This window comes from Lentzea fradiae (assembly GCF_900100955.1).
Classification (GTDB): domain Bacteria; phylum Actinomycetota; class Actinomycetes; order Mycobacteriales; family Pseudonocardiaceae; genus Lentzea; species Lentzea fradiae.
Window position 1 is genome coordinate 417,959 of the sequence record NZ_FNCC01000001.1, and the last position, 25,634, is coordinate 443,592.

Sequence of the window (25,634 nt, forward strand, 5' to 3'; positions counted from 1 at the left end):
TGCCACCCGAGGAGACCAGAACCCATGCAGCACAAGAGACTCACGCTTCTCGCCACCGCGCTGACCCTCGGCGTCGCGCTCACCGCGTGCACCGGCAACACCCCGCAGGACACCGGCGGCGGCAACCAGGGCGGCGGTGTGCGGGTCGCCAACGACGAGCCGGGCGAGAAGGTCGTCATCGGCTTCTCCGCCCCGGCCGCCGACCACGGCTGGATGGCCGCGATCACCAACGCCGCCAAGGCGGAGGCCGGCAAGTACTCCGACGTGGAGCTGCGCGTCGTCGAGGGCACCAACGACGTCAACCTCCAGATCAGCCAGGTCGAGACGTTCATCAACGACAAGGTGGACGCGATCGTCCTGCTGCCGTTCGACGGCGCGGCGCTCACCCCGGTGGCGCTCAAGGCCATGAAGGCCGGCATCACCGTGATCAACGTCGACCGCGAGTTCGACAGCCCGTTCGCGGCGCGGTCCACGGTGCTGGGCGACAACTACGGCATGGGCGTCTCCGCGGGCACGTACGTCTGCGAGAAGCTCAACGGCAAGTCGGACGCGGTGGTCGCGGAGATCGCGGGCATCGACTCGCTGCCGCTCACGCAGGACCGCAGCAAGGGCTTCGCGGACGCACTGTCGGGCTGCGGGCTGAAGGTCTCCAACCGCGTCGCCGCCGAGTTCACGGTGGAGAGCGGGGAGCGGGCGGCCGCGAACCTGCTCCAGGCAGCGCCGAAGATCGACGCGATCTGGAACCACGACGACGACCAGGGCGTCGGCGTCGCGGCGGCGGTCAAGAACTCCGGCCGCGGCGAGTTCTTCATGGTCGGCGGTGCCGGTTCGGCCAACGTGATGCGGGAGATCCAGGCCGACAACGGACCGCACAAGGCGACCGTCATCTACCCGTCCACCCAGGGTGCCGACGGCATCCGGCTCGCCCGGCTCGCCGTGCAGAACAAGAGCCTCGGCGACCTCGTCGAGGTGGAGGTCCCGCGGCAGGTCCAGCTGTACGCCCCGGTCGTCACCAAGGACAACGTCGACCGCTACCTGCCCACCGCCTTCGAGTCCTAGGAGAACGGCTCGTGACTGAACTCGGCATCGCGATGATCGGCCACGCCTTCATGGGAGCGGCGCACTCCCAGGCGTGGCGGGTCGCGCCGCGCTTCTTCGACCTGCCGCTGCGGCCGGTGATGTCCGTGCTGGCCGGCCGGGACGCCGGCCGGGCAGCGGCCGCCGCCGACCGGCTGGGCTGGGCGGAGGCCGTGACGGACTGGAGGTCCGTGCTGGAACGCGACGACGTGCACGTCGTGGACATCTGCACGCCGGGCGACACGCACGCGGAGATCGCGATCGCCGCCCTCGACGCGGGCAAGCACGTGCTGTGCGAGAAGCCGATGGCCAACACGGTCGCCGAGGCGGTCGCGATGGCCGAGGCCGCAGAACGGGCCGCGGCGCGCGGGGTGCGCGCGATGGTCGGGTTCAGCTACCGGCGGGTCCCCGCCCTCGGCCTGGCCCGCGACCTCGTCGCGCGGGGCAGGCTCGGGCGGATCCACCACGTGCGGGCCCAGTACCTGCAGGACTGGATCGTGGACCCGGCCGCGCCGCTGTCGTGGCGCCTCGACAAGGCCAAGGCCGGTTCCGGCGCGCTCGGTGACATCGGCGCGCACATCGTGGACGCCACCCAGTTCATCCTCGGCGACACGATCCGCGAGGTCGTCGGCACGATGGAGACGTTCGTGACCGAGCGTCCCCTGGCGACCGAGCACTCCGGCCTGTCCGGCACCGCCTCCGACGAGACGGGACCGGTCACGGTCGACGACGCCGCGCTGTTCCTGGCGCGGTTCGCGGGCGGCGCGCTCGGCTCGTTCGAGGCCACCCGGTTCGCCAACGGCCGCAAGAACGCGCTGCGCATCGAGGTGAACGGCTCGGCGGGCAGCCTGGCGTTCGACTTCGAGGACATGAACGTGCTCCAGTTCTTCGACGGCACCGAGGACTCGGCGGTCGCCGGGTTCCGCCGGATCGTCGTCACGGAGCCGGAGCACCCGTACGTCGGCTCCTGGTGGCCCGCCGGGCACGGGCTCGGCTACGAGCACGCGTTCACCCACCAGGTGGTCGACTTCGTGCGGGCCGTCGCCGAGGGCACCGACCCGGCACCGACGTTCGCCGACGGGCTGCGGGTGCAGCGCGTCCTCGCCGCCGTCGAGGACAGCGCCGCCTCCGGCACGTGGCACCAGGTTTGAGGAGGAGAGCGAGAATGGCACGCCCGATCACGTTGTTCACCGGCCAGTGGGCCGACCTGCCGTTCGAGGAGGTCTGCCGGCTCGCCTCCGGCTGGGGCTACGACGGCCTCGAGATCGCCTGCTGGGGCGACCACCTCGACCCGTGGCGGGCCGCGGAGGACGACGACTACGTCGCGGACCGGCTCGCGATCCTCGCCAAGCACGACCTGAAGGTGTGGACGATCTCCAACCACCTCACCGGCCAGGCCGTGTGCGACGACCCGATCGACGAGCGGCACCAGGGCATCCTGTCCGCCCGCAACTGGGGCGACGGCGACCCGGAGGGCGTCCGCCAGCGGGCGGCCGAGGAGATGAAGATGACCGCGCGGGCCGCCGCCCGGCTCGGCGTCAAGACCGTCGTCGGCTTCACCGGCTCGTCGATCTGGAAGACCGTCGCGATGTTCCCGCCCGCGCCGCAGTCGATGATCGACGCGGGCTACCAGGACTTCGCCGACCGCTGGAACCCGATCCTGGACGTGTTCGACGAGGTCGGCGTCCGGTTCGCGCACGAGGTCCACCCGTCCGAGATCGCCTACGACTACTGGACGACCGTGCGCGCGCTGGAGGCCATCGGTCACCGGCCCGCGTTCGGCCTGAACTGGGACCCGTCGCACTTCGTCTGGCAGGACCTCGACCCGGTCGGGTTCCTGTGGGACTTCCGCGACCGGATCTACCACGTCGACTGCAAGGACGCCCGCCGCCAGGTCGGCAACGGCCGCAACGGCCGGATGGGCTCGCACCTGCCGTGGGCGGACCCGCGGCGCGGCTGGGACTTCGTCTCCACCGGGCGCGGCGACGTGCCGTGGGAGCAGTCGTTCCGGATGCTCAACACCATCGGCTACACCGGGCCGATCAGCGTCGAGTGGGAGGACGCGGGCATGGACCGGCTGGTGGGCGCACCGGAGGCGCTCGAGTTCATCCGCCGCAACGCCTTCGACCCGCCGTCGGCGGCGTTCGACGCGGCGTTCAGCTCCGGCGGGTGACCCGGCGTCCGGCGGCCGGCCACCGCCGACCGCCGCGGCACCGGCGCACCCGATGGGACAATTGATCGATGGAGAGCACCTTGGGTGTCGAGACGGGCTCGCCGGCCGCCGTGCTGCGCCTGCTGATGGACGGCGCCCCGCGCACCAGGGCCGAGATCGTGGCGGCGACCGGTCTCGCCCGGTCGACGGTGCGCGCCCGGCTCGACCTGCTCGTGGCCGCCGGGCTGGTGACCGGCAGCGGCACGGGGGAGTCGACGGGCGGGCGCCCGGCGGGACGGTTCGCGTTCCACCCCGGCGCGCACCTCGTGCTGGCGGCCGAGGTGGGCGCCACCCACGCGACCGTCGCCGTCTCCGACCTCGCGTGCACGCTGCTCGCCGTCGAACAGGTGGACCTCGACGTGGCCGACGGCCCGCGGGTGATCCTGCCGCTGCTCGTCGCGACGTGGCGCGAGCTGCTGCGGACCGTGCCCCCCGCCGAGGTGGTCGGCGTGGGCATCGGCCTGCCGGGACCGGTCGAGCACTCCACCGGCAGGCCGAACAACCCGCCGATCATGCCGGGCTGGGACGGCTTCGACGTGCCGGCCGCGATCGGCGCGGAGTTCGGCGTGCCGGTGCTCGTCGACAACGAGGTCAACCTGATGGCCCTGGGCGAGCACACCGCCTCGCACCCGGACGTGTCGCACATGATCGTCGTGAAGGCCGCCACCGGCATCGGCGCGGGCCTGATCAGCAACGGCGTCCTGCACCGCGGCGCCGCGGGCGCGGCGGGCGACCTCGGGCACATTCGGGTGCCGCAGGGCGGCGAGGTGCTGTGCCGGTGCGGCAACACCGAGTGCCTGGAGGCGGTCGCCGCCGGTCCCGCCTTGGCCGCGAGGCTGCGCGAACTCGGCCACCCCGCGCACTCGACGGCCGACGTCGTGAACCTGGTCCGCGCGGGCAACCTGGAGGCGGGCCGCGTCGTGCGGCAGGCGGGCCGCGACATCGGCGAGGTGCTCGCCGGGTGCGTGAGCATGTTCAACCCGTCGCTCGTGGTCATCGGCGGCCTGCTCGCGGAGGCGGGCGAGATGTTGCTGGCGGGCGTCCGCGAGTCGATCTACCGCCGCTCGCTGCCGCTCGCCACCGAGAACCTGCGGATCGTCGCGTCGAGCGCGGGCGAGACAGCCGGTGCGCTGGGCGCGGCGGCGATGGTGGTGCGGCACGTGCTGTCGCCGGAGGTCCTCGACGCCCGGCTGGGCGAGGTGGCCGCCTCCGCCGAGGTGACCGCTGCCGAGGTGCGGCTGCCCTCGCACGCCACCTGAGCCGTTCTTCTCCTGAGTGCTTCTCCTCCTGGGGCCTTCGCTGGTGCGGAGGCCCTTTTGGTGTGCCCGGATGGGCGAGTAATGACGGCCGTCGTACCTAAGGCACGTGGAATCTGGCAACCAAGTGCGGACTTTTGATTGACACCTGCCATAAGTACCGCCTACGGTCACCCCATGACTGTGACCCGCGTAACAGCAGGGGCGACCGCACGCCCCGTTGTGCGGATGGGCGCGCAGGAGCCGACGCCGGCCACCCGGCAGCTGCTGCGGCTCATGTGCACCGGTGCCACCGACCGGGCGATCGCCCGCGAGCTCGACGTCAGCCTGCGCACCCTCAACCGGCGCATCGCGCGCCTGCAGTCGTTGCTGGGCGTGCAGTCGAGGTTCCAGCTGGGAGTGCTCGCCGCGGAGCTCCAGTGGCTCGCCATCAGGGGTGAAGGGGCCGGCGAGCAGCGCATCTGAGAACGCCGGGGGGTCGGTGGGTCGTGGCGCGCCACGACCCACCGGCGTTTCGGGCGCTCTGTCTGATGGCTACATCAGGTTCTCCACCGCCGTGAGGCGACGGCCTGTGCGCGCCGAGGGCATGCGAGCCGCGTACTGCCTGGCGCGGTCGAGCGCTGCCTTGGCGGCGTCCAAGGCTCCCGTGCGTGCGTAGGACTCGGCCAGCCACGACAGGTAGAGCGAGACCTCTCGGGCGTGGTCCTCGGGGTAACCCGCAATCGCTTTGGACAGCAACGGTTCCGCCTTCTCCGGCGCGCCGAGCTCGATCATGCAGCGGCCTGCCATGACGTCGATCTCGGCTCTGTTGAGCCAGTAGACCCATTCCGGCTCTTCGGTTCCGGAGGAGCGCTGTTCGTAGGCGTCGTCCACCGCGTCCAGCGCACGGGCGGTGACATCTCGGTCCTTCGTCTTGGCGCCGGCCCAGGCCACCCGTTCCAGGAGCAGTGCTCGAACGACAGGTGTGGCGCCGCGGGAACCTCGGACCGCCGAGCGTGCCAGGAGCAGTGCGTCATGGGGGTCGGCCACGTTCGCCACCTGGTAGCTCAGCGATGAGAACAGCTGAGCGGCAAGGGCGTCATCAGCCGCTTCCCTGGCCGCGTCCACGCCACTCAGGTACAGCCGTTGCGCGTCCGCGTACTTGCCCGCGTCCGACGCGACCCATCCGGCGAGCTGGGCGAGCTCGCCGGTCGCGGTGAGCAGTCTTCTGCCGACTGGCTCTGTGAAAGAACCGTCACGGACCAATGCCATCGCCTCGGCGAGCTCCCGCCGGACAGCGGGGAGCAGGTCAGTGCTGCCCACCACGTCGTCAAGGTGCCTCAGTTCGACCACGCGAGCGTCAAGTGCGTCGGCCAGGGACTCTCCGACTCTGCGACCGGAACGACGTTGCGCGACCGCAGGGGAATCCGAGACGAGCCACTCGTGGGCACGGCGTACCGGGTTGCTGCCGATCGGCACGCCCAGGGCTTGCTCGTAGGCCGTCACGACCTCGGGGAGCGGGCGGCGCTTTCCGTTCTCGATCAGGCTCAGATACGGCTTGCTGTAGTGGGTGAGCTGGGACATCCGGGACAGGCTGAGTTCGGCGGCCTCACGTGCTGCCCGGAGGGCGTCGCTCAGCTCCGACACGCCTATTCCCCGATCGTGTTGTCAACGTTTGTAAACCCGTTGAACAGCATAAAGGCGACGGCAAGGCGCTACAAATAAGGAGCAGTTCTCGTCCGTGTGAACCAGGCGGGACCTGTGTCTTGCAATTCGCTTGGGAGGTGGTCATGTTCAAGTGGGTCGAGCTGGTACTCGAACCTCGGCGTGATTACCCGTGTCCCCGCCCAGAGCAGTGCACGTGTGTGTGGACCCAACTCACGTGGGGTTGGAAGAAAGGGGCGGATCGCACAGGATGCCCTGTACATCGCAAGGAGGCCGCTGTTGGTGAGCTGGATCGCCGTAGCGGGACCGGCAGGCCGGTGATCACGAAAGGGAGAGCAGGGGTCGGAACGGCCTCAGGCCATGGGGAAGAGCGGAGCGGAGAAGAGTCCGACTGACAAGAAGCCAGGGCCGCTGAACCCACCTCCGAATCCCGACCTGCCCTGGAAGAGCTGAACGTGGAGCGGTCAGGAGCCAATGGCGTTCAGGGGTAGCTCATCAACCGGCTTGCGGGGCTTTCGCGACTGTCAGGATCTCTTGGACGTCCTTCCGCAGTTCGGGGACTTCGTCAGCTAGGCGCTCCAGCATCGCGTCTCGCTCGCCGGACAGTTCGGCAAGTCGGGTCTGCAATCCTTGAACTCGGTTCTCCAGTGTCGTCATGTCGGAATCTTGCGGAGTCACGGCTCGATATGGACACTGGGATGCAACGTCGTCGGCGGTGTCGGACGGAGAATTCGTTCTTCGGATTCGCGAAAAAGACCCGGGATGATTCATGGCGCCTGCTGCGGGCGGTGCCCGTTCAGGAACCGCCGCACGACGGCCTCCGGGTCGGCCGGTGTCTGCGTGGTCAGCCGGTCGACCCGTCGTGCGAAGGCGCGCATCATCAGCGGTCCCACCAGGGCGAAGAACGTGTGCCGTGGCGGTTCGACGACGAGGGCGCCGCGGCGCTGGTGGTGCAGGATGACCTCGTCGACCCGGCCCAGCAGCGACTCGGGTTCGGTGAGGACCGCGGCGACCTCCGGGCTGAACTTCGCCTCTCGCATCAGGGTCAGCACCACGCCGCCGCGGGTGTCGTACAGGCGTGCGTAGTAGTTCACGATCGTGAGCAGATCGGCCGCCACGTCGTCGCCCGGTGTGTCCAGGTCCAGGGCGAAGCCGAGGAAGTTGCTGCGCACGGCCTGGCGGAGCAGGTTCTCCTTCGAGGTGAACCGGCGGAACAGGGTGGCCTCGTTGATCCCGGCTGCCTCGGCTATCGAGCGGGTGGTGGACCGCTCGTAGCCCTGTTCGGCGATCACCTGCAGGACCGCGTCGAACACCACCTGGTCGGGCACTCGGCTCGCCACTCACGCACCTCGCTGTCGGTTCGCTGTAGATGCAAGTAAGCACTTGCATCGCACTGCAATGTCTGGCTACCTTAATTCGCAAGTGACCGCTTGCATTCAGCTATCTTAAGGACAGGGCCATGGCCGACACCGGTGTCCCCGCTCGTTCGTCCGTCCTCGCGCCCAGCGCCGCGGAGATCGTCGTCGGCCTCCTGGGGGCCGTGGTGATCTCGGTCGTGGCCAACTCGCTGATCGCCCTGATCGCGATCAGGTTCATCCCCGAGGGCACCGACCGCGTGGGGCTGGCCGTGGTCGAGTACGGGCCCGCCTCGGTGATCGGCGTGGTGGTCGGCGCGATCGGCTGGTACCTGATCCGGCGGCACACCGCCGACCCGAAGCGCGTGCTGCGCGTCGTGGTGCCGGTGTCCGTCCTGGTGTCGTTCATCCCCGACCTGGGGATTCTCGCGGGCGGCGCCACCTTCGTGAACTCGTTCGCACTGATGCACATGCACGCCGTCGTGGCCGCCGCCACGGTCCTCGTCCTCGTGCGGGTGCTGCCGCTGTCCAAGAAGTGAGGCCAGGCCCCGTGCGGGGCGAGTGACCGTCAGGCGGATCCGGCCGTTGAACTCCAACGGCCGGATCCGCCTGTCCGTCGTTTCCTGATCGCCGTCGTGGCACGCCCTTCGCCCGCTCAGTCGTCCGGCACAACGCCCGAACGGCTGAGAAGGACGCATCCCGCTTTGTAGGCTGCTCTGGCGCGGCTGACGGAACCCGCGGAGGTCGGCGCGCGTCGACTCGGACGGACAAGGCGCTTCGGGACACGAGGACGATGACGGAAGAGACGTTCGGGCCGTACCGGATCGAGCACCTGCTCGGTCGCGGCGGGATGGGTGAGGTCCACCGGGCCTACGACACGGTGCACGACAGGGTCGTGGCGCTGAAGCGGTTGTCGCCCGGCTATCACGACGACGAGGAGTTCCGCGCCCGGTTCCGCCGTGAGGCGCAGATCGTCGCACGGCTGCGCGAGCCGCACGTCATCCCCATCCACGCCTATGGCGAGATCGACGACCGGCTCTACCTCGACATGCGGCTGGTGGAGGGTTCCGACCTGTCGGACCTGATCGCCGCGGGACCTCTCGAACCGGCGCGGGCCGTGCGGATCGTGGAACAGGTCGCGAGCGCGTTGGACGCCGCGCATGCCGACGGTCTTGTGCACCGCGACGTGAAACCGTCCAACGTCCTCGTGACGTCCGGCGACTTCGTGTACCTGGTGGACTTCGGCATCGCCCGCAGCGCCTCACCGGCCGCGACGAGCCTGACGGCGTCCGGTTCGGTCGTGGGCACGCTCGACTACATGGCGCCGGAACGCTTTGAGAGCGGACCGGTCGACGGACGTGCCGATGTGTACGCCTTGGCGTGCGTCCTGTTCGCGTGCGTGTCCGGACGACGTCCGTTCACCGCGGACGGCACGGCGGCGCAGATCTGGGCGCACCTGAACGAGGTCCCGCCCAAGGCGTCCCCGCTGAACTCCGCGGTGCCGTCCGCTCTGGACGACGTCATCGCCAAGGGCATGGCCAAGCGGCCCGCCGACCGCTACGCCACCGCCGGGGACCTCGCCCGCGCGGCCGCCCGGGCGCTGACCGGTCCTGCGCGACCGGTCCCGCCCGTCGCCCCGCCACTCGTCACCCCGCCCCCGAACATTCCGCCCAACACCCCGCCGTCCGGGCAGTCGCCGGTCTCGACCCCTCCCGCCAGCTGGCCCCCGCCGCACGTGCCCCAGCAGAACGTGCCCCAGCAGTACCCGCGCCAGGGGACGCCGCCGCACGGAACACCGGCACCGCACCAGTTCCCACCCGTCACGACCGGCCCGCGGCTCGCGCTGCGCCCGTCCGGGGAGATGACCCCGGCCAAGCGGGCCCTTCTCATCGGCACCGCCGTCGTGGTCGTCGCCGGAGTCGTCGCGGCGCTGCTGTACTTCCCGGACGGCGCGAAGATCAGCGGCTCCGGCACGTCCAGCTCCACACCGTCCAGCACGACGACCACGAGCAGCACGACTACCACCACCACGACCACCACCACTACGACCACGCGGTCGCAGCAGGAGAACGCGTTGCTGTCCGCATTGCCCGCCGTCTACCAGGGCAACGGTTCGTGCGTGGCCTTCACGCCCGACAAGGGTCCGGTCGCCGCGGTCCGGTGCAGCGACGCGGACGGGTCGCGGTCCAGCTTCCCGCCGCCGGAAGAGGCCGAGTTCCGGCTCTTCGCCGACCGCGCCGCCCAGGACGCCCACTTCCAGGAGCTGGTGACCGCCAGGGGCATCCCGCGCAGGGACGACAGGGGAGGCTGCCGGCCGAAGTCCGACCCGGTGCACTACGCGCTCTACTACCGCACGACGGACGGTCCGCTGCCGGGCGAGTTCACGACGTGCTTCCTCGCAGAAGGTGTCGCGGAGGTGTGGTGGGTCGACTCGCAGACGCTCACCACCGGCGTGGTGAAGAGGCGCGGCGACGTCGACACCCTCGACAAGCTCGACCTGTGGTGGAACAACTCGATCCTGACCGCGATGTGACCGGGCGCCGTACGGGCGTCACGTTTTCCGCTCTTCCGACGATCCAGGAGGAGAGTCGCGGAGAGGGAGGTCCTGCTCTATGAGCCTGACGGGTGTGGACGCGCACGACATCGACGAGGGGGCCCCGCCGGTCGTCGGTGAGGTCGAGGAGATCGCGGCACACGCCGACCCGGTCGTCCGGAACCTGCGGATCACCCAGTGCTACCACCGGTTGTCCCGCGTGCTGGCCGCCCGCACGGGCGGTGCCGCGAACTGGTGCACGTTCGCCGTGTGGGCGTCCAAGCAGGTCGGGCGGACGATCCGGCAGGAGGACCTGGCGGACACGGCCGGACGCCTGCTGAAGTCCTCACCGGAGCTGGCCGCCGGGGTGGACCTGGTGGTGCACGGCCTGAAACGCGCCGTGCGGCGGGAAGTTCTCGGCCACGCGCACGAGACGGTGCGCAAGGCCGTGGTGGCGACCGCACGACTCGACGACGTCAGTGCGGCAGCGGCGCGCGGCAACCTCAAGGTCTTCGAGGAGATCGCCCGCGAGTTCGCCCGCTTCCTCGCGGAGTTCGGCCCGGACCAGGTGCACGACGAGGAGAAGATCCGGGAGTTCTGCGCGGCGCTGCGGCCGGGCGAGCCGCCGGAGGGGCAGCGGTACCTCCGCAAGGCGTTCACCCGCTACCACCGCGCGATGACCACTGACGACCCGAAGCAGCGCGCGGAGTTGTTGCTGCTGGCCAACATCGAGGTGGGGCTGCACGAGCAGACGCGCCTGCAACCGGAGATCGCGGCCGCGCTGCAAGCGCCCGTCGTCGACCCCCGCGAGCTGGAACGGCGGCTGTTCGAGCTGGTGCTGCCCGGCAACCGGGTGATGAGGTGGCTGCGGCTGGTGCTGCTGACCGTGCTCGGCAGGCGCACCGCCGTGCGCGCCGCCACCGAGCAGCTCGCGGAGCAGGCGCGGGCCGTGGTCCGCCGCGCGGTCACGAAGCACCTGATGACGTTGTCGCTGCCCGGCGGCGAGACGCTCGACCTGAGCGTGGACCTGCCGGCGACGTTCCCGCCGCTGCTCGCGGAGCTGGCCGAGCCGGAGCTGCTGGCGCTGCTGGAGCTCGTCGACCCGTCGCCGGACAGCCTGGCCGGGACGGCGGCGCGGGACTGGGCCGACCTGCCCGACCGGTTGCACTACATCGCCGACATGTTCCGCTGCCACGCGCTGCGCGAGGACCTGCTCACGCCGCCGTTCACCGCGGAGCAGGTGGAGGCCATGACGGCGGGGCGCAGACCCACCGGCCGCTTGTAGTCCACAGTGGACTGACTTGGGGGCGCTAGGGTGGCCGGTATGAGCCGGAAACTGGCGGTAGGACTCGCGGTCGTGCTGATCCTGGTCGGCGGGATCTGGACGGCGCAGGGGCTGGGCTACCTCAAGGGCAGCTTCATGACCGGCCAGCAGCTGTGGACGACCATCGGCCTGCTGTGCGTCGGGGCCGGTGTCCTGCTGCTCATCCCGTGGCCGGGCAGGAGGACGCCGCCGGAGCGGTGACCGCGCGGCTCAGTTGTCGAACCAGTCCGGCCGTGTCGCCGACGACGGGTCGAGCCGCTCCAGGATGCGTTCGTGGGCGACGCGCAGGTGGTCCAGCTGCGCGTCGTCGAGCGCGTCCACGACCAGGTCGCGGACCGTGGTGACGTGACCGGGCGCGGCCTGCTCGACGGCGGCCAGGCCCAGGCCGGTGAGGACCGCGCGGCTCGCGCGGCGGTCGTCCGGGTCCGGCTCGCGGCGCAGAAGGCCCTGTGCCTCCAAGCGTTTCACGACGTTCGACAGGCGCGACAGCGACGAGCTGGTGAGCTGGGCGAGCCTGCTCAGCCGCAGGGTGTGGTCGGACGTCTCGGACAGCATCGACAGCACGTGGTACTCGAAGAACGACAACCCGGCGTCGCGTTCGAGCTGGGCGTCGAGCGTCGCGGGCAGCCTGGTCAGCACGCGGACCATGTGGAGCCAGGCGACGCGTTGCTCCGCCGTCAGCCAGCGCGGGTCGTTCGAGGCCGAGGTCATCCGGCCAATTTACTTGACGCTTGAACCAAATGCACTTACTCTCCGGTCGCGAGGTTCAAACTTGAACAATTTGTCCCGGGGGATTTCGCCCGGGGACGGCCGCTCAGGGGAGGAGCGCGATGTTCGCGTCCTGGTACGACCGGCAGGGTGCCGCCGGAGACGTCCTGCGGGTGGGGGAGCTGCCCGACCCGGAGCCCGGACCCGGCGAGGTGCGCGTCGCGGTGCGACTGTCCGGCGTGAGCCCCGGCGACACGAAGAAGCGGCGCGGCTGGCTCGGGTCCGGGATGCCGTTCCCGCGGGTGATCCCGCACAGCGACGCCGCCGGGGTGGTGGACGCGGTCGGCGAGGGCGTCGGCCGTGACCGGGTCGGGCAGCGCGTGTGGGTCTACAACGCGCAGTCCTACCGGCCGTCCGGCACGGCCGCGCAGTACACGGTCGTGCCGCAGCACCTGGCCGTGCCGCTGCCGGACCACGTCGGCGACGAGTTGGCGGCGAGCCTCGGCATCCCCGGGATCACCGCCCACCGCACGGTCTTCGCCGATGGCCCCGTGGACGGGCGGATCGTCCTCGTGCACGGCGTTCTCGGTGGCGTCGGCTCGTTCGCCGCCCAGCTCGCCCGATGGGGTGGCGCGACGGTGCTCGGCACGGTCACGAAGGCGCGGGACCTCGAGCTCGTGGACCCCTCGGTCGTCTCGCACGCCGTCGCCCTCGACGACCCCGGCGCACCACGGCAGCTCCGGGCCGCGGCACCGGGCGGCGTGCACCGGATCATCGAGGTTTCCTTGTCCGACAACGCTGATCTGGACGTCGCCGTGATCGCCGACGACGGTGTCATCGCCGCCTACGGCACGCGAGCCGACCGCACGGAGCTGCCGTTCTGGCCGTTGCTCTTCGCGAACGTCACGGTGCGGCTGTTCGGCAGCGACGACTTCCCGGCAGCCGCGAAACGGGCGGCGGCACGCGACCTCACCGCGGCCGCAGCTGTGGGTGCGTTGAGCGTGCGGGTCGGCGCCCGGTTCGGCCTCGCCGAGATCGCCGCCGCCCACGACCGGGTCGACGCCGGGGCGGGCGGCCGCGTGTTCGTCTCCCTCGGCTGAGGGACGCCCGCCGCATGCCCGGCCGCGCCGTGAGGCACCCTACGAGGGCGTCGAACGGTGGGGCAGGAGCTCGTCATGGTGAGGCTGGACCGTCTGGTCAACGTGCTGGGCGGGTACGGGGTGCGGCTGTGCTGCTGTCCCGTGCCGCGCTCGGCCGAGCTGCGCGGCGTCGTGCTGCGCGACGCGACGGACGACCGGCCCGAGGCCGGTGACGTCTACCTCGCCGTCGGTCTGGGGTCCGTGGTCGACGCGGTGCGGGCGGCGGTGGCGGCACGGGCGTTCGCCGTGGTCGTCCGCGGCGGTGAGGAGCTGCTGCCGGACGCCGTCGCGGTGGGCGAGGCCGAGGGGGTCGCGGTGCTGCTGGCTGATCCCGCGTTGTCGTGGAGCCAGCTCGCCGGCGTCGTCTACGGCCTCGTGCTGGAGGGCAGGGAGACCGAGTCCGGGCGCGGGCCGACCGACCTGTTCGCGCTGGCCGACAGTCTCGCCGCCGCGACCGGGGGCGCCGTGACCATCGAGGACCACCTGTCGCGCGTGCTCGCCTACTCCGGTCCGCAGCAGGAGGTGGACGCGGCCAGGCTGGAGACCATCATGGGCCGCCAGGTGCCCGCCTGGGTGCGGGAGCTGTTCGACGCGGCGGGCGTGCGGCGGCACCTGGCCGCGTCCGACGAGCCGTTCTTCGTCGGCGGCGTGCCCGACCGCGGGCTGACCGGGCGGGAGGTCGTCGCGGTCAGGGTCGGCAAGGAGCTGCTCGGCACGATCTGGGTCGCCTGCTCCGCCCCGCTGCGGGGCGCCCGCCGCACCGCGCTGACCGACGGCGCCCGGACCGTGGCGCTGCACCTGCTGCGGCTGCGGGCGAGCGCCGACCTGGAGCGCCAGGTCGAGTCGGAGTGGGTGATCCGGCTGCTGGAGGGCACCGCGGACGCCGCGACCGTGATCAGCCAGCTCGGGCTGCCACCCGGTCCCGCGCGGGTCGTGGCGGTGCGCGCGCACGTCGGCGCCGAACGGCACGCCGCGGTGCTGCTCGCGTTCGAACAGGCGACCACCGGGTTCGGCTGGTCGCGGCCGGGCCGCAGCGCGTTGTCCGGCAACAGCATCTACACGATCCTGCCGGGGGAGCGGGTGGCCGCGGCACGCGACTGGCTCGCGGTGCTGGAGGCGGCGCTGCCCGACACCCTCGTGCTGTCCGCGGGCATCAGCGCCGTCGCCGAGCCCGCCGACCTGCCCGCGGCCCGGCAGGAGGCGGACGAGTGCCTGGCGCTGCACGAGATGAGGACCGAGGACACGGCACCGCCCGCGTACGACGAGTCGTGGGACGCGATCCTGCTGCAACGGCTGCGCACGGCGGCACGGGTCGGCCGGGCCTCCGCCCGCGGCCCGGTGGCGGACCTGCGCCGGTACGACGCCGAGCACGGCACCGAGTACGTGGCGACCCTGCGGGCGTGGCTGGAGGCGCAGGGCGACCTGACGACGGCGGGCGAGCGGCTCGGGGTGCACGGCAACACCGTCCGCAACCGGCTGCGGAAGATGACCGACGTGACGAGCATCGACCTGGACGACCCCACCAAACGGGTCGCGATGATGATCGACCTCGCGGCCACGGTGTCGGAAACCGACAACCACTGACCCGTCGATTGTAGGAATCGGACATCCGGTTCGAGTGACGTCCGCCCCATCCTGGAGTCATCACGAGCGATGACAGGAGGCAGGGATGAGCGGCGTCGAGCGCCTCGACGGCGGTCCGCGCTCAGCGGTCGTTGTCGGTGCGGGGGTCGTGGGGCTGTCCACGGCGTGGTTCCTCCAGGAACGCGGTGTCGACGTGACGGTCGTGGACCGCACGGGTGTCGCGGCCGGCGCGTCCTGGGGCAACGCCGGGTGGATCGCGCCGGGACTGGCGATCCCGTTGAACGAGCCCGCGGTGCTGCGCTACGGGCTGCGGTCGCTGTTCGACCCGGCCGCGCCGCTGCACATCCCGCTGACCGCCGATCCCGGCCTCTGGTCGTTCCTCACCCGGTTCGCCGCCCAGTGCCGGTGGTCGTCGTGGACGCGGGCCGCGAAAGCGAACCTCCCGCTGAACGAGGAAAGCATCGAGGCGTACGACGTGCTCACCGCCAACGGTGTCGGTGCGCCCACGTTCGACGCCCCGATCACCGCGGCCTTCACGACCGCGGAGCAGGCCCGGGGTCTCCTGCGCGAGCTGGAACGGCTCGCGCGGGCCGGGCAGCCGGTCGAGCACGCCGAGCTCTCCGCCGTCGAGCTCGGCGTGCCGCTCGCGTCGTCCGCGCTGACGGCGGGCGTGCGCATCGACGGACAGCGGTTCGTCGACCCCGGCGGGTTCGTGCAGGCGCTGGGCCGCTCGGTGGTCGTCCGCGGCGCCACGATCAGGTCGTTCGAGGTGGCGGACGTCGTCGCCGAACGCGGTGGCGTCTCGGTGCGGACCGCTGAGGGCAGTGCGATCAAGGCGGACGTCGCGGTGCTGGCCACCGGCGCCTGGCTGCCGCGCCTCGCGGGCCGCACGGGCGTCCGCACGCCGGTCCGCGCCGGTCGCGGCTACTCGTTCACGGTGCCCGTAGACCGGCCCGTCCCCGGCCCGGTCTACCTGCCGGAGGTGCGCGTCGCGTGCACGCCGTACCAGGGCAAGCTGCGCGTCGCGGGCACGATGGAGTTCCGCGACCCGGACGCGCCGCTGGACGAGGCGCGGGTGGACGCGATCATCAAGTCCGTCCGGCCGTTGTTCGACGGCGTGGCGTGGGACGAGCGCACCGACGTCTGGGTGGGCCCGCGCCCGGTCACCCCGGACGGCCGCGCGCTGATCGGCGCGACCAGGACGCCCGGCGTCTACGTCGCGGGCGGGCACGGCATGTGGGGCCTCGCCCAGGGGCCGGTGACCGGACGGCTGCTGGCCGAGCAGATCACCACCGGCAAGCAGCCCGGTGCCCTGCGCGAGTTCGACCCGCTGAGGTGAGCGCCCGTGGAAGCCGAACCGCTGGACGACGCGCTGACCGGTGACGAACGGTCCGAACTGGCCTGGCTGCGCAAGGAGAACGAGTTCCTCCGCGCGCAGCGCGACATCCTGCTGAGCGTGGCCTCCGGCTACGCCCACGACTTCGAGGCGATGCTCCGCCGCGGGCAGCGCCACACCTGACCACATTTCCGGTCCGTACGGGTCGCGCGCACACTCCGGCCCGCATGGACACCCCGCCGTCAGGGCGGTTCCCTCCCCCCCCAGACCGTCCTGACGGCAACTACTCCTGCCCTGGGAGGCAACATGACCAGCACGACCCCGCGCGTGTGGCTGTCACCGCAGGCGCACCACCGGCTCCGCAACGAACTGGCGGCCCTGCTGGCCCAGTCGCGCGGCCGCCCGGAGGACTCCGACGACGCGGGCGCCGTGCCGCCCGGCGAGCGCGAGGCCCGCATCCGCCAGATCAACGACCTCCTCACCAACGCGGTCGTCGGCGAGGACCCGCCGGACGACGGCGTCGCCGAGCCCGGCATGGTCCTCACCGTCCGCTTCGACGACACCGGTGAGACCGAGACGTTCCTGCTCGGCGCCCGCGGCGCGGAGCACGGCACGATCGAGGTCTACTCGCCGACGTCCCCGCTGGGCGCGGCCCTGATCGGTGCCCGCCGCGGCGAGCAGCGCTCCTACCGCACCCCCAGCCGCGCCACGGTCCGCGTGACCCTGCTCGACGCGGTGCCCTACGGCCTCGCAGGAGGTGCGTGATGAGCCGGGGACCGGGGAAGGGAGGGTGATCGTGCTCAGCGACCGTGAACGCGAGAAGCTGTGCGAGATCGAACGGGGACTGGCCGAGGACGACCCGCGCCTAGTCGAGAAGCTGCAGACCGCGGACTGGCCCGCGCCGAAGGTCGCCGACCACTGGTTCACGGCCCTGCTGGCCGTGTCCGGTGTGCTGGCCGTCGCCTCTCTGGCGCTGGGCCACACCACCGGAGGGCTGGCCTGTGCGCTGGTCGCCGGGTGGGCGTGGGGAACGCTGCACCGCCGGAAGGCCGCGGCACGCGGAGCGCTGCCCAAGAGCGGTGAGCGGACCTGGCCGCAGGACTGACCTCCGCGTCCACAAAGGACTGGTTCACAGCCCTCCCGGAGAGGAGGAGAGCCACTCGGGGTGGCGGTTCTTCAGGACGTCGCGGTCCGCGCTGGTGGGCAGGAGGACGTCGGCGCCTCCGTCGTAGGGGTGGTGGATCCGGTCGAAGGACAGGCTGGTGATCATCACCTCGGAGGCGCGGTCGTCGGCCACGGCGCGCAGCAGGTCGTCCACGAGACCGGTCCGCCAGGGCGCGGTGCTCACGTGTAGGTGGGCGTACGTGATGAACTCCGGGTCCGTTTCGTTCTCGTCGGTGCGCATGGACATCCAATGACGCGCACCGGGATGCCAGTGCGCGTGCTGTGCCTTCAGCGGTGGAGGCTGCGACTCACCCGACCAGCTCGTCGTCACGATCCGGACTTCCTCCCCGCGGAACAGTTCGTCCAGGACGGTGTTGTAGCGGCCGAGCACGATGTCGTACTCGGCCTCGTCGGTGGGGTAGCGCTTGGAGCCCGGCAGGCTGTGGAACCGCACCCAGCGCTCGGCGTAGACGTGCTTCAGCAGGTGCGGGACCGGGAAACAGCGCTCCCAGTGCCGCTCCCACAGCGACAGGAGGTCGTCCGGCACAGGGGGTTCCGCGATCGTCACCTCCGCCAGAACAGGTGGTGCACCACTCCGCTGGAGCTCGGCACGACGTCGAGGTGGAAGCGGTCCAGCAGCTCGTCCGGCGACTTCCACAGCGCCACCCCGTGACCGAGGGACACCGGCGCGACCGCGACGTGCAGCGTGTCGACGAGGTCGGCGTCGAGGAACGCCCTGATGGTCGTGGCGCCGCCGCCGATGCGGACGTCCTTGCCCCCGGCGGCCTCCTTCGCGAGCCGCAGCACGTCCGCCGGGTCGCCGCCGACGAAGTGGAACGTCGTGTCGGACAGCGTGAACGACGGCCGCTCGTGGTGGGTCAGCACGAAGACCGGGGTGTGGAACGGCGGCTCGTCGCCCCACCAGCCCTGCCAGTCGTGGTCGCGCCACGGGCCGCGGTGCGGGCTGAACTTGTGGGCGCCCATGATCTCCGCGCCGATGTTGTTGGCGAAGTCGCGGGTGAGGTAGTCGTCGAGGCCGCGGCTGCCGCCGGGCTCGGTGCGGTTGGGCCAGCTCGCCGTCGCTCCCGCCCACGCGAACAGGGTGCCGGGGTCGGCGTGGCCGAACGGCCGGTCGAGGGTCTGGTCCTCACCGGCGCCGAACCCGTCCTGGGACACGACGAAGTTCTGGACCTTCACCAGCTGGGTCATGGGTTTCCTCCCGTGTCTCGGCCGGCCTGCCGGTCCGGCTGACAGGCAGACCACCGCCGGCGCGTGAACTCATCGGTCCCCGTTCCGACGAGCTCACGCGCGCACGTCACGCCGTGGTCGGGACGGGGTGGCCCTCCGACGCCTGCACGACCACGATGCCCTGTCCGGTCAGCGCGAGCTGGAACGCCTCGCCGGAGCCGCGGCCGATGACCGCGCCGAGCTTGGCCGTCTTGCGGATCGAGGACTGCAGCGAGGTGGACCACAGGACGGCCGACTGCATGTCGACGAACGTCGGCACGTCCACGTTCAGCACGACCGGCGTGCCGTAGGCGGTGACCGCCAGGGCGCCGGTACCGGTGAAGGTGGTGTTGAACAGGCCGCCGCTGATCATCGACGCGCCCTCGGTGCGGTTGATGTCCCACTTGAGCGAGCTCTCGAACGCGAGCACGCTCTTGCCGTTGACCGTGACGCTCTCGTTCTCCAGGTGGACGACGAAGACCTCGTCCGCGTCCTGGGCGAGGAAGACGTCGCCGCTGCCGGAGACCTTCATGAGGGACATGCCCTCGCCGGTGAACGCCTTCTTGAACAGCTTGCCGATGCCGCCCGCGCCCTCGTAGGCGAAGTCGACCTCGCCCTGGTAGGCGACCATCGAGCCCTGCTTGGCGAAGAAGAACCCACCGCTGCCGGTGAGGTCCACTTTGAGCATCCGCTCGTTCTGCAGCTGGAAGCTGCCCGGCTCGACGGAGCGTTCCTGGTGGTTGAACAGTGAGCTGCGCATGCGCAGATCATGCCTCAGCGCTTGGACGCGCTCCGCACGATCCCATGTGCCATGGTCGCGAACACGATGTCGTGCAATGGTTTCTGAACTGCCCAATACAACTGGCCGAGCAGACCGTCCGCGGTGAACGTGACCTTCTGCCGATAACGGGTGCGGTCACCCTCGCGGTCCACTCGCATGTCGAGCACCGTGCGGCCGGGCATCTTCATGTCCGCCCGCAGGACCAGTCGCCGCCCCTCGTCGTCGCGGTCCACAACGGTCCAGAAGTCGACGACGTCGCCCGCCCCGACCTCCGGCGCCCGGCCCCGGTACAGCCCGATGCCGCCCAGCAGGTGGTCGACGGCGCCCCGGACCGTCCACACGAGAGGGATGGTGTGCCACCCCTCGTCGCCGCCCAGTGAGCTCACCGTGCGCCACACGTCGTCGGGCGACGCGTCGGTCAGCACGGTCTGCTCCTCGGTGAACACCTCGCCGCCGGTCTCCTCGTCCGGCGGGTCGATGGCGGCGCGGATGGCGTTGTCGACGCTCGTCAGCCCACCGGGCGGGGCGGGCAGCACCTCGGTGACGGGGGTTCCGCCGGAGCCGAGGTCGTGGTCCAGCGACACCAGCAGCGGTTCCGCGACCGTCGCGGACACCGGCGTGAGCAGCCCGGCGACCTGCGCGGCGAGCTTGTGCGACCACAACGGCGACGGCACCGGCACGCGGACGGGCAGCCGCAGCACCCGCGCGCACCGCTGCACCAGGTCCAGGTAGGACAGCCGTTCCGGCCCGAGCACGTCGAACGCGCCGTCGACCGGTTCCGGCAGGTGCGCGGAGGCCACCAGGAAGTGCACGACGTCGGCGACCCCGACCGGCCTGCTGGTGTGGTGCATCCACGACGGCACCGGCACCCACGGCGACAGCCGCGCGGACGAGCGCAGCAGCTCGAAGCTCGCCGACCCGGCGCCGATCACCATCGGGGTGCGCAGCACGAGCGCGGGCACCCGGCCCGCCGCCACGACGTCACCGACCTCGGCGCGGGAGCGCAGGTGCGGGGACAGGCCGGGGCCGTCGGGGCGCGGCCCGCCGACGTAGACGACCTGCCGCACCTCCGCCCGTTGCGCCGCCTCCGCCAGCACGGTGGCGGCCGCGCGGTCGACGTCGGCGAAGTCCGGCCGGTCCAGCGAGTGCACGAGGAAGTACACGACCTCGGTGCCCGCCAGGGCTTTCCCGACCGCGCGCCGGTCCGTGGCGTCACCGCTGTGCACCAGCACCGAGGTGGGGAACCGGGTCGCCTGGGCGCGGTCGCGCACCAGCACCGCCACCTCGTGGCCGTGCGCGAGCAGCTCCGGCACGAGGTGCGACCCCAGGTGCCCGGTCGCGCCCATGACGAGGCACCTCATCGCAGGCCGGTCCGGTTCTGCAGCGCCCCGATCTTCGTCCCGTACAGGAAGAACACGGCCATGAACACCTCGATCCGCTGCTGCGACGAGAGTCCGTCGAGGTCCACCGCGATCTCGGTGTCCCGCACGTCCGCGTTCTCCGCGAGCCGCCGGTTGAACACCGCCCTCGCGATGTCCTGGCAGCGTTCGTCGACGTCGGCGTGGAACAGGCGGCGCAGGTCGCAGTCGGGCGGCAGCGGGTGGCGGACGAGCTCGGCGGGGTAGCGGGCGTTCATGACCCGCGCGGCCGTGTTGAGCACGTGCGCGACGAGCTCGGGGCCCCTGTCGAAGTGCTCCACCATCGCGACCAGCTCGTCGAGGGTCGCGACGTCCTCCTCGATGCTCACGGGCGTGCTGATGTCGAGGTCCAGGCGTTCCATCGCCATCGCGACGTTCTCGAGCACCTGGCCGGGGTCGACCACGAACCGGTCGCCGAGGCGTGCGCTCGCGCGGTGGTGGTGCGGGTCGAGCAGCTCCTGCGTCTCGCGGTCCAGACGCAAGGGGAGCAAGTCGTCGTGGTCGGTCGTCACGCGGATGACGTGCCCATTTTGGAGCCCCCGCAACCGTCCAGTCACGAACGGACGATGCCCCGGCCGGACGCCGACCCCTCTGACCTGCGGCGCAGGGCAACCTGAACGGTTCGGGCCCGCGTTGGCAAGAGAGGGGTGGAAGGCGGAGCGAACCCGAGGAGCTTCATGTCGTCAGACGCGGAACTGATCGGCAGATCACTGCGCGGAGACACAAACGCCTTCGTGGAAGTGATCAGCCGCCACGAGACCGCGATCGGGAACTACCTCGCGCGCCGGATCGGGCGCCAGGCGGCCGAGGACGTCCTCGGTGAGGTGTGGGTGGCGGCGTACGAGTCGCGGGCCACCTACGACCGGTCGTACCCGGAGGCCAGGCCCTGGTTGTACGGCGTCGCGCTGAACAGGCTGCGGCGGCACTGGCGGTCGGAACCGGCCGAGGACCCGGCGGCGGACCTGAGCGGGACGGCGACGGGCTGGGACCCGTGGCCCGCCGTGGACGCCCGTGTCGACGCGCAGGCACTGCTGCGCACGGCGCTGGCACGGCTGAGACCGGAGGAACGCGAGGTGCTCGGCCTGGTCGCCTGGGAGGACCTGACCGTCGCGGAGGCGGGCCGGGTGCTCGACCTGCCGGCCGGCACGGCACGCCGTCTGCTGCACCAGGCGCGCAAAGCGTTGCGAGAGGCCCCCGAGGTGGCCGTGCTGCTGCAGGTCCCGACAACGTGAGAAGACGACCCGTGGATGAGATGGATCTGATGAAGAAGCTGCGTGACGTGCATTCCCCGAGCTCCGAAGCCTATGACCGTGCGCGCGGCGCGCTGCACTCGGCGATGGGAGAACAGATGACCACCGTCCCGCCGCCACGGCGCCGGAGGTCGTGGCCCAGGCTGAGCGTCGCGGCGCTCGGCGCGGCGGCGGTCGTGACCGCGGTGGTGATCGGGACGACCGGCGGTGGAGCCCCCGCCACCACCCCGGCGGACTCCGCCGCACCGGAGGCCGGTGCGGCTCCCCAGGTCGTCGAGTCGCCGCTCGTGGAGCTGGCCTCGGCGGTGCAGGCGGCCGGTCAGCTGCCGGGCGACTCCTCGCTGGTCGTCAAGCGATGGGCCGCGCCGGACGGGTCGCCGTCGGTCCACTACACCGTCTACACCGACCAGGGCCAGATGTTCTACGGCGACTCGCCGCAGTCCCTCGCAGAGGGGGCCCGCAGGAACGACGACCAGGCGCAGGAGCACCACCGGAAGGCGATGGACGCCGCCCGCCTGGCCGCGACCGGCGACGTGGAGAAGGCCAGGGACGACATGCTCGCCTCCACCGGGGCCCCGTTCGGCTTCGGGACGACCCCGGAGGAGGCGGACAAGGCGTGGCAGGAGTCGTACGAGCGGCGGGCGGCGGAGTTCCGCAGGCTCGGCAAGGAGGTGCCCCCCTTCAAGCCGCGCCCGACGGGCAAGGAGTTCGAGGACCTGCTCAACAACCAGCTGTGGGCCAGCACGACCTCCGCGCTGTTCTCCGGGGCCTCCAACGCCGACGTCCGGGCCGGTGTGCTGAAGCTGCTCGCGACGATCGGGGACGTGAAGGTCGAGAAGGCCGAGGCCGGCGGACGGCAGGTCCTCACCCTCACCGGGTCCCCCGCCATCCACGGCGGTGACGGGCACGCGGTCCTGACGGTCAGCGCGGAGACCGGCCTGCCGATCAGCAGCGAGATCGTCCCGAACCCGCTGTCGCCGGAGCCCTCGAAGGCCGCGATCGTCCGGTACGAGTCGTCGCGCGTGACGCTCGACGACGTGAAGGCGGGCCGGATCTGACCTGACCGGCGCGGGGGAGCACGGCTCTCCCGCGCCGGTCGGTCATGCCACGTGCACGGCCAGACCGGTGACCCCCGGCGCGACCCCGGGCCGCAGCACGAGGTTCTCGTCGTAGTCACCGCCGCGTCCCGGCCGGTACGCGATCGGCTCGGTGGCCGGGATCGCGAGCAGCCGTTCCCGCAGGTGCGCGGCCGCCCGGTCGCCTTCCTCCGGTGTGTGGCGGTCGGCTCCGGTGACCAGCACCGGCGGCAGCACCTCCGCGCCGCCGTAGAACAGGATCCCGTGCTGCAACGGGAAGAGCAGGGCGTCGGCGGAGCCGTGGATGCCGCGCTCCCCGTACGTCCACGCCGGTCCGCCCGCCGTCACGACCGCCAGCGCGCGTGTGCCGGAGAGGAACCCGTCGCCGTAGCCGAGCCACTCGCCATCGGGGCCCCGGTGGCCGTAGGCGTACCCCTGGTGCCACACCCGGTCGAACCAGCCCTTGAGGATCGCGGGCATCCCGAACCATCACAGCGGGAACTGGACGACGAGCACGTCCGCCCGGTCGATCTTCTCCTGCTCCGCCCGGATGTCCGGCGCCACCTCGCCGTTCGCGTGCGCCCGTCGCGCGGCGGTGGCGACCTGGAAGCGCCCGGCCGGGTCGTGCGCGTAGTCCCCGGTGCCGACGACGGGGTTCCAGCCCATCTCGTAGAGGTCCGACACCACGACCTCGTGGCCCTCCTCGCGCAGCGCCCGCTGTCCCTCGGCGGCGAGGAAACCGTTGAGGGAACGGGGTTCGGGGTGGGCTTGGATCCACAGAACGTTCATGGCACCGATCGTGGCCGCGCCCGTCCGCCGCCACGACTGGCCCGATGGACAACATGTGCGAGGATCGGGCCATGACCGTTTTCGCGCGGGACGGCCGCCACCGCGTGGCCGTGCTGGTCCGCGACGGCGTGCTGCCGTTCGAGCTGAGCCTCGTGCACCGGCTCTTCGGCCAGGCCCGATCGGCCGCGGGCGCGCCCCTCTACGAGGTCGTGACCTGCACCACCGCACCGGGTGAGGTCCGCACGGACGCCGACTTCGCGGTCACCGTCGCGCACGGCCCGGAAGCGCTCGCCGAGGCGGACACGGTGGTGGTGCCGGGAGCCGACACCGACCACGCGCCCGGCGGCGTGCGCGTCGACCCGGCGCTGACCGCCGCGCTGACGCGGATCCGGCCGGGCACGCGGATCGCGTCGATCTGCACGGGCGTGTTCGTGCTGGCCGCCGCGGGACTGCTGGCGGGCAGGCGGGTGGCGACGCACTGGCGTTCACCGGAGGAGGTCCGCGCGCGGTTCCCGGACGTCACCTTCGACCTCGACGTGCTCTACACCGACGACGACGGCGTGCTCACCTCGGCGGGCGCCGCCGCGGGCATCGACCTGTGCCTGCACATGATCCGCACCGACCACGGCGCCGCCGTCGCCAACGAGGTCGCCCGCGGCACGGTCGTCCCGCCGCACCGCGACGGCGGGCAGGCGCAGTACGTCACCCGGCCCGTGCCGGAGCCCGCGATCTCCTCGACCGGCAGAGCCCGCGAGTGGGCGCTCGCGAACCTGCACCGGCCCGTGACGCTGCGGGAGCTCGCGGCCCAGGAGGCCACGAGCACCCGGACGTTCACACGCCGCTTCCGCGACGAGATCGGCACCTCGCCCGGCCGGTGGCTCACCCGGCAGCGGGTGGAACGGGCCTGCGCCCTGCTGGAGCGCACCGACCTCAGCGTCGACGAGGTCGCCGCCGCTGCCGGGTTCGGCACCGCCGGGTCGATGCGCCTGCACCTGCAGGCCGAGCTGGGTGTCTCGCCGACCGCCTACCGTGCGACGTTCCGCGGCCGTGCCTGAGACCTACGGGCGCCAGACGGTTCCGCGTCGTTCGTACTCCATCTGCGTCTCCACCTGGTGCGCCGTCCGCGCGCCGAGGAACCGTTCGACGAGCCACAGCGCGACGTCCAGGCCGGAGGTGATGCCACCGCCGGTGATCAGGTCGCCGTCGTCCACCACCCGCGCGTCGACCACGTTCGCCCCGCGCGCGGCGAGGTCGGCCTTCGCGCGGTGGTGCGTGGTGGCGTTGCGCCCGCGGGTGATCCCGGCCGCGGCCAGCACCATCGTGCCGGTGCAGATGCCCACCGGCAGCGCCTCGACCGCCGCCAGCCGGTCCAGGAACGCCTTGTCGGCCATCAGCCGGCGCACGCCCGTCCCGTTCGGGTCGGAGTAGCGGCCGCCGCCGGGCACCACCAGCACGTCCGCGTCCCGCGGCGACCAGCCCTGCCCGACGACCACCTTCGTCCCGTGCACGCACGTGACCGTCCCGGGCCTGCCCGTGGTGACCTGGGTAGTGCGGATCGCGCCCCCGGTCAGTGCCCCGGCGATGCTCAGCACCTCCACCGGTGCCCCGAAGTCCAGCTCCTCCACACCCTCGAACATCAGCACCTGGATGCGCAGCGGGTTCGCCGCCGACGCCACCGCGGTGCCCGCCGCACCCGAGATGCCCAGGGACAGTGCCGATGCCCGGAGAAAAGTCCTGCGTTCCACCACGTCCTCCTCGACT

28 protein-coding genes and 1 pseudogene are annotated in these 25,634 nt (G+C 71.7%); 18 read left to right on the forward strand and 11 right to left on the reverse strand.

Translation table 11 applies throughout. The features are described from left to right. Positions 1–24 precede the first annotated feature (24 nt). The 5 genes from BLT23_RS01955 (at position 25) to BLT23_RS01975 (ending at position 5,010) form a co-directional block, all read left to right on the forward strand. Positions 25–1,059 (forward strand): substrate-binding domain-containing protein, encoded by a 1,035-nt coding sequence (locus BLT23_RS01955; RefSeq protein WP_090044826.1) that lies wholly within the window; start codon positions 25–27, stop codon positions 1,057–1,059. 32 nt (positions 1,060–1,091) lie between these two features. Beyond that, a complete protein-coding gene (locus tag BLT23_RS01960) occupies positions 1,092–2,228 on the forward strand; it encodes a Gfo/Idh/MocA family protein (protein WP_176946584.1) in 1,137 nt (378 codons plus the stop codon). Between the two features lie 14 nt (positions 2,229–2,242). Then, positions 2,243–3,250 (forward strand): sugar phosphate isomerase/epimerase family protein, encoded by a 1,008-nt coding sequence (locus tag BLT23_RS01965; protein WP_090044831.1) that lies wholly within the window; start codon positions 2,243–2,245, stop codon positions 3,248–3,250. Positions 3,251–3,318: 68 nt separating this feature from the next. Further along, positions 3,319–4,548: an ROK family protein gene (locus tag BLT23_RS01970; RefSeq protein ID WP_090044833.1), complete on the forward strand. Its 1,230-nt coding sequence runs from the start codon at positions 3,319–3,321 to the stop codon at positions 4,546–4,548. A 174-nt stretch (positions 4,549–4,722) separates the two neighbouring features. After that, positions 4,723–5,010, forward strand: a complete 288-nt coding sequence (locus BLT23_RS01975; RefSeq protein ID WP_090044835.1) for a LuxR C-terminal-related transcriptional regulator — start codon at positions 4,723–4,725, stop codon at positions 5,008–5,010. A gap of 69 nt (positions 5,011–5,079) precedes the next feature. Here BLT23_RS01975 and BLT23_RS01980 read toward each other — a convergent pair whose 3' ends face one another. The 3 genes from BLT23_RS01980 to BLT23_RS01985 all read right to left on the reverse strand — a co-directional run bounded on the left by BLT23_RS01980 (position 5,080) and on the right by BLT23_RS01985 (position 7,529). Then, on the reverse strand, positions 5,080–6,171 hold the full coding sequence (locus BLT23_RS01980) for a helix-turn-helix domain-containing protein (protein ID WP_245743448.1): 1,092 nt from the start codon (positions 6,169–6,171) through the stop codon (positions 5,080–5,082). Between the two features lie 513 nt (positions 6,172–6,684). Further along, on the reverse strand, positions 6,685–6,846 hold the full coding sequence (locus tag BLT23_RS40475) for a hypothetical protein (RefSeq protein ID WP_176946547.1): 162 nt from the start codon (positions 6,844–6,846) through the stop codon (positions 6,685–6,687). Positions 6,847–6,956: 110 nt separating this feature from the next. Beyond that, positions 6,957–7,529, reverse strand: coding sequence for a TetR/AcrR family transcriptional regulator (locus BLT23_RS01985; protein WP_090044839.1), 573 nt, complete (start codon positions 7,527–7,529; stop codon positions 6,957–6,959). A 119-nt stretch (positions 7,530–7,648) separates the two neighbouring features. On the opposite strand from BLT23_RS01985, the gene BLT23_RS01990 reads away from it, so the two are divergent. From BLT23_RS01990 to BLT23_RS02005, 4 genes are all read left to right on the forward strand, one after another. After that, entirely contained in the window at positions 7,649–8,083 is a 435-nt protein-coding gene (locus tag BLT23_RS01990) for a DUF6069 family protein (RefSeq protein WP_090044841.1), read from the forward strand. Between the two features lie 254 nt (positions 8,084–8,337). Continuing rightward, a complete protein-coding gene (locus BLT23_RS01995) occupies positions 8,338–10,077 on the forward strand; it encodes a serine/threonine-protein kinase (protein ID WP_090044843.1) in 1,740 nt (579 codons plus the stop codon). A gap of 79 nt (positions 10,078–10,156) precedes the next feature. Then, positions 10,157–11,362, forward strand: coding sequence for a hypothetical protein (locus tag BLT23_RS02000; RefSeq protein ID WP_090044845.1), 1,206 nt, complete (start codon positions 10,157–10,159; stop codon positions 11,360–11,362). Positions 11,363–11,401: 39 nt separating this feature from the next. After that, entirely contained in the window at positions 11,402–11,602 is a 201-nt protein-coding gene (locus BLT23_RS02005) for a hypothetical protein (protein WP_090044847.1), read from the forward strand. A gap of 9 nt (positions 11,603–11,611) precedes the next feature. Here the strand turns inward: BLT23_RS02005 and BLT23_RS02010 are convergent, their stop codons facing one another. Then, positions 11,612–12,112, reverse strand: a complete 501-nt coding sequence (locus BLT23_RS02010) for a MarR family winged helix-turn-helix transcriptional regulator (protein WP_090044849.1) — start codon at positions 12,110–12,112, stop codon at positions 11,612–11,614. Between the two features lie 119 nt (positions 12,113–12,231). Here BLT23_RS02010 and BLT23_RS02015 point away from each other — a divergent pair, with 119 nt between their 5' ends. The 6 genes from BLT23_RS02015 (at position 12,232) to BLT23_RS02035 (ending at position 17,273) form a co-directional block, all read left to right on the forward strand. Beyond that, the gene (locus BLT23_RS02015; protein ID WP_090044852.1) at positions 12,232–13,209 is read left to right on the forward strand and encodes an NADPH:quinone reductase; all 978 of its coding nucleotides are present in this window, start codon (positions 12,232–12,234) and stop codon (positions 13,207–13,209) included. Positions 13,210–13,284: 75 nt separating this feature from the next. Further along, complete coding sequence (locus BLT23_RS02020; protein ID WP_090044854.1) at positions 13,285–14,832, forward strand: PucR family transcriptional regulator; 1,548 nt, start codon at positions 13,285–13,287, stop codon at positions 14,830–14,832. An 85-nt stretch (positions 14,833–14,917) separates the two neighbouring features. Further along, positions 14,918–16,171 carry an NAD(P)/FAD-dependent oxidoreductase gene (locus tag BLT23_RS02025; RefSeq protein WP_090044856.1) on the forward strand — a complete coding sequence of 418 codons (1,254 nt, stop codon included), beginning with the start codon at positions 14,918–14,920 and terminating at the stop codon, positions 16,169–16,171. 6 nt (positions 16,172–16,177) lie between these two features. Continuing rightward, positions 16,178–16,351 (forward strand): hypothetical protein, encoded by a 174-nt coding sequence (locus BLT23_RS40480; protein WP_176946523.1) that lies wholly within the window; start codon positions 16,178–16,180, stop codon positions 16,349–16,351. Between the two features lie 123 nt (positions 16,352–16,474). Then, positions 16,475–16,933, forward strand: a complete 459-nt coding sequence (locus BLT23_RS02030) for a GreA/GreB family elongation factor (RefSeq protein ID WP_090044858.1) — start codon at positions 16,475–16,477, stop codon at positions 16,931–16,933. 31 nt (positions 16,934–16,964) lie between these two features. After that, positions 16,965–17,273: a DUF3040 domain-containing protein gene (locus BLT23_RS02035; RefSeq protein WP_176946548.1), complete on the forward strand. Its 309-nt coding sequence runs from the start codon at positions 16,965–16,967 to the stop codon at positions 17,271–17,273. 24 nt (positions 17,274–17,297) lie between these two features. On the opposite strand, the gene BLT23_RS02040 is transcribed toward BLT23_RS02035, so the two are convergent. From BLT23_RS02040 to BLT23_RS02060, 5 genes are all read right to left on the reverse strand, one after another. Continuing rightward, the gene (locus BLT23_RS02040; RefSeq protein ID WP_218133646.1) at positions 17,298–17,900 is read right to left on the reverse strand and encodes a DUF3885 domain-containing protein; all 603 of its coding nucleotides are present in this window, start codon (positions 17,898–17,900) and stop codon (positions 17,298–17,300) included. Further along, complete coding sequence (locus BLT23_RS02045) at positions 17,897–18,541, reverse strand: dihydrofolate reductase family protein (RefSeq protein WP_090044862.1); 645 nt, start codon at positions 18,539–18,541, stop codon at positions 17,897–17,899. The genes BLT23_RS02040 and BLT23_RS02045 overlap by 4 nt, the downstream gene beginning before the upstream one ends. A 106-nt stretch (positions 18,542–18,647) precedes the next feature. Next, on the reverse strand, positions 18,648–19,319 hold the full coding sequence (locus BLT23_RS02050) for an AIM24 family protein (RefSeq protein ID WP_090044864.1): 672 nt from the start codon (positions 19,317–19,319) through the stop codon (positions 18,648–18,650). A gap of 14 nt (positions 19,320–19,333) precedes the next feature. Continuing rightward, positions 19,334–20,686 (reverse strand): DUF2867 domain-containing protein, encoded by a 1,353-nt coding sequence (locus BLT23_RS02055; RefSeq protein WP_176946549.1) that lies wholly within the window; start codon positions 20,684–20,686, stop codon positions 19,334–19,336. Between the two features lie 11 nt (positions 20,687–20,697). Next, positions 20,698–21,315, reverse strand: coding sequence for a hypothetical protein (locus BLT23_RS02060; protein ID WP_143035781.1), 618 nt, complete (start codon positions 21,313–21,315; stop codon positions 20,698–20,700). 177 nt (positions 21,316–21,492) lie between these two features. Between BLT23_RS02060 and BLT23_RS02065 the strand changes: the two genes are divergently transcribed. Together BLT23_RS02065 and BLT23_RS02070 are read left to right on the forward strand one after the other, a co-directional pair. Then, a complete protein-coding gene (locus BLT23_RS02065) occupies positions 21,493–21,990 on the forward strand; it encodes an RNA polymerase sigma factor (protein WP_245743449.1) in 498 nt (165 codons plus the stop codon). 29 nt (positions 21,991–22,019) lie between these two features. Next, positions 22,020–23,066 carry a hypothetical protein gene (locus BLT23_RS02070; protein WP_245743450.1) on the forward strand — a complete coding sequence of 349 codons (1,047 nt, stop codon included), beginning with the start codon at positions 22,020–22,022 and terminating at the stop codon, positions 23,064–23,066. Between the two features lie 42 nt (positions 23,067–23,108). Here the strand turns inward: BLT23_RS02070 and BLT23_RS02075 are convergent. Beyond that, positions 23,109–23,873: pseudogene (locus tag BLT23_RS02075) on the reverse strand (NAD(P)H-dependent oxidoreductase). A gap of 44 nt (positions 23,874–23,917) precedes the next feature. Here BLT23_RS02075 and BLT23_RS02080 point away from each other — a divergent pair. Next, on the forward strand, positions 23,918–24,928 hold the full coding sequence (locus BLT23_RS02080) for a GlxA family transcriptional regulator (protein ID WP_090044874.1): 1,011 nt from the start codon (positions 23,918–23,920) through the stop codon (positions 24,926–24,928). A gap of 3 nt (positions 24,929–24,931) precedes the next feature. Here the strand turns inward: BLT23_RS02080 and BLT23_RS02085 are convergent, their stop codons facing one another. Beyond that, positions 24,932–25,618: a DJ-1/PfpI family protein gene (locus BLT23_RS02085; RefSeq protein ID WP_245743451.1), complete on the reverse strand. Its 687-nt coding sequence runs from the start codon at positions 25,616–25,618 to the stop codon at positions 24,932–24,934. Positions 25,619–25,634 lie beyond the last annotated feature (16 nt).

Excerpts from the sequence above, each read along its gene's own strand:
- BLT23_RS02020 (WP_090044854.1), top strand. The coding sequence starts at position 13,285 with ATGGTGAGGCTGGACCGTCTGGTCAACGTGCTGGGCGGGTACGGGGTG.
- BLT23_RS01970 (WP_090044833.1), top strand. The coding sequence starts at position 3,319 with ATGGAGAGCACCTTGGGTGTCGAGACGGGCTCGCCGGCCGCCGTGCTG.
- BLT23_RS01995 (WP_090044843.1), top strand. The coding sequence starts at position 8,338 with ATGACGGAAGAGACGTTCGGGCCGTACCGGATCGAGCACCTGCTCGGT.
- BLT23_RS02045 (WP_090044862.1), bottom strand. The coding sequence starts at position 18,541 with ATGACCCAGCTGGTGAAGGTCCAGAACTTCGTCGTGTCCCAGGACGGG.
- BLT23_RS01975 (WP_090044835.1), top strand. The coding sequence starts at position 4,723 with ATGACTGTGACCCGCGTAACAGCAGGGGCGACCGCACGCCCCGTTGTG.
- BLT23_RS02010 (WP_090044849.1), bottom strand. The coding sequence starts at position 12,112 with ATGACCTCGGCCTCGAACGACCCGCGCTGGCTGACGGCGGAGCAACGC.
- BLT23_RS02080 (WP_090044874.1), top strand. The coding sequence starts at position 23,918 with ATGGACAACATGTGCGAGGATCGGGCCATGACCGTTTTCGCGCGGGAC.
- BLT23_RS02070 (WP_245743450.1), top strand. The coding sequence starts at position 22,020 with ATGAAGAAGCTGCGTGACGTGCATTCCCCGAGCTCCGAAGCCTATGAC.
- BLT23_RS40475 (WP_176946547.1), bottom strand. The coding sequence starts at position 6,846 with ATGACGACACTGGAGAACCGAGTTCAAGGATTGCAGACCCGACTTGCC.
- BLT23_RS01960 (WP_176946584.1), top strand. The coding sequence starts at position 1,092 with ATGATCGGCCACGCCTTCATGGGAGCGGCGCACTCCCAGGCGTGGCGG.
- BLT23_RS02055 (WP_176946549.1), bottom strand. The coding sequence starts at position 20,686 with ATGGGCGCGACCGGGCACCTGGGGTCGCACCTCGTGCCGGAGCTGCTC.
- BLT23_RS02030 (WP_090044858.1), top strand. The coding sequence starts at position 16,475 with ATGACCAGCACGACCCCGCGCGTGTGGCTGTCACCGCAGGCGCACCAC.
- BLT23_RS01955 (WP_090044826.1), top strand. The coding sequence starts at position 25 with ATGCAGCACAAGAGACTCACGCTTCTCGCCACCGCGCTGACCCTCGGC.
- BLT23_RS02015 (WP_090044852.1), top strand. The coding sequence starts at position 12,232 with ATGTTCGCGTCCTGGTACGACCGGCAGGGTGCCGCCGGAGACGTCCTG.
- BLT23_RS02025 (WP_090044856.1), top strand. The coding sequence starts at position 14,918 with ATGAGCGGCGTCGAGCGCCTCGACGGCGGTCCGCGCTCAGCGGTCGTT.
- BLT23_RS01990 (WP_090044841.1), top strand. The coding sequence starts at position 7,649 with ATGGCCGACACCGGTGTCCCCGCTCGTTCGTCCGTCCTCGCGCCCAGC.
- BLT23_RS02050 (WP_090044864.1), bottom strand. The coding sequence starts at position 19,319 with ATGCGCAGCTCACTGTTCAACCACCAGGAACGCTCCGTCGAGCCGGGC.
- BLT23_RS01965 (WP_090044831.1), top strand. The coding sequence starts at position 2,243 with ATGGCACGCCCGATCACGTTGTTCACCGGCCAGTGGGCCGACCTGCCG.
- BLT23_RS02005 (WP_090044847.1), top strand. The coding sequence starts at position 11,402 with ATGAGCCGGAAACTGGCGGTAGGACTCGCGGTCGTGCTGATCCTGGTC.
- BLT23_RS02000 (WP_090044845.1), top strand. The coding sequence starts at position 10,157 with ATGAGCCTGACGGGTGTGGACGCGCACGACATCGACGAGGGGGCCCCG.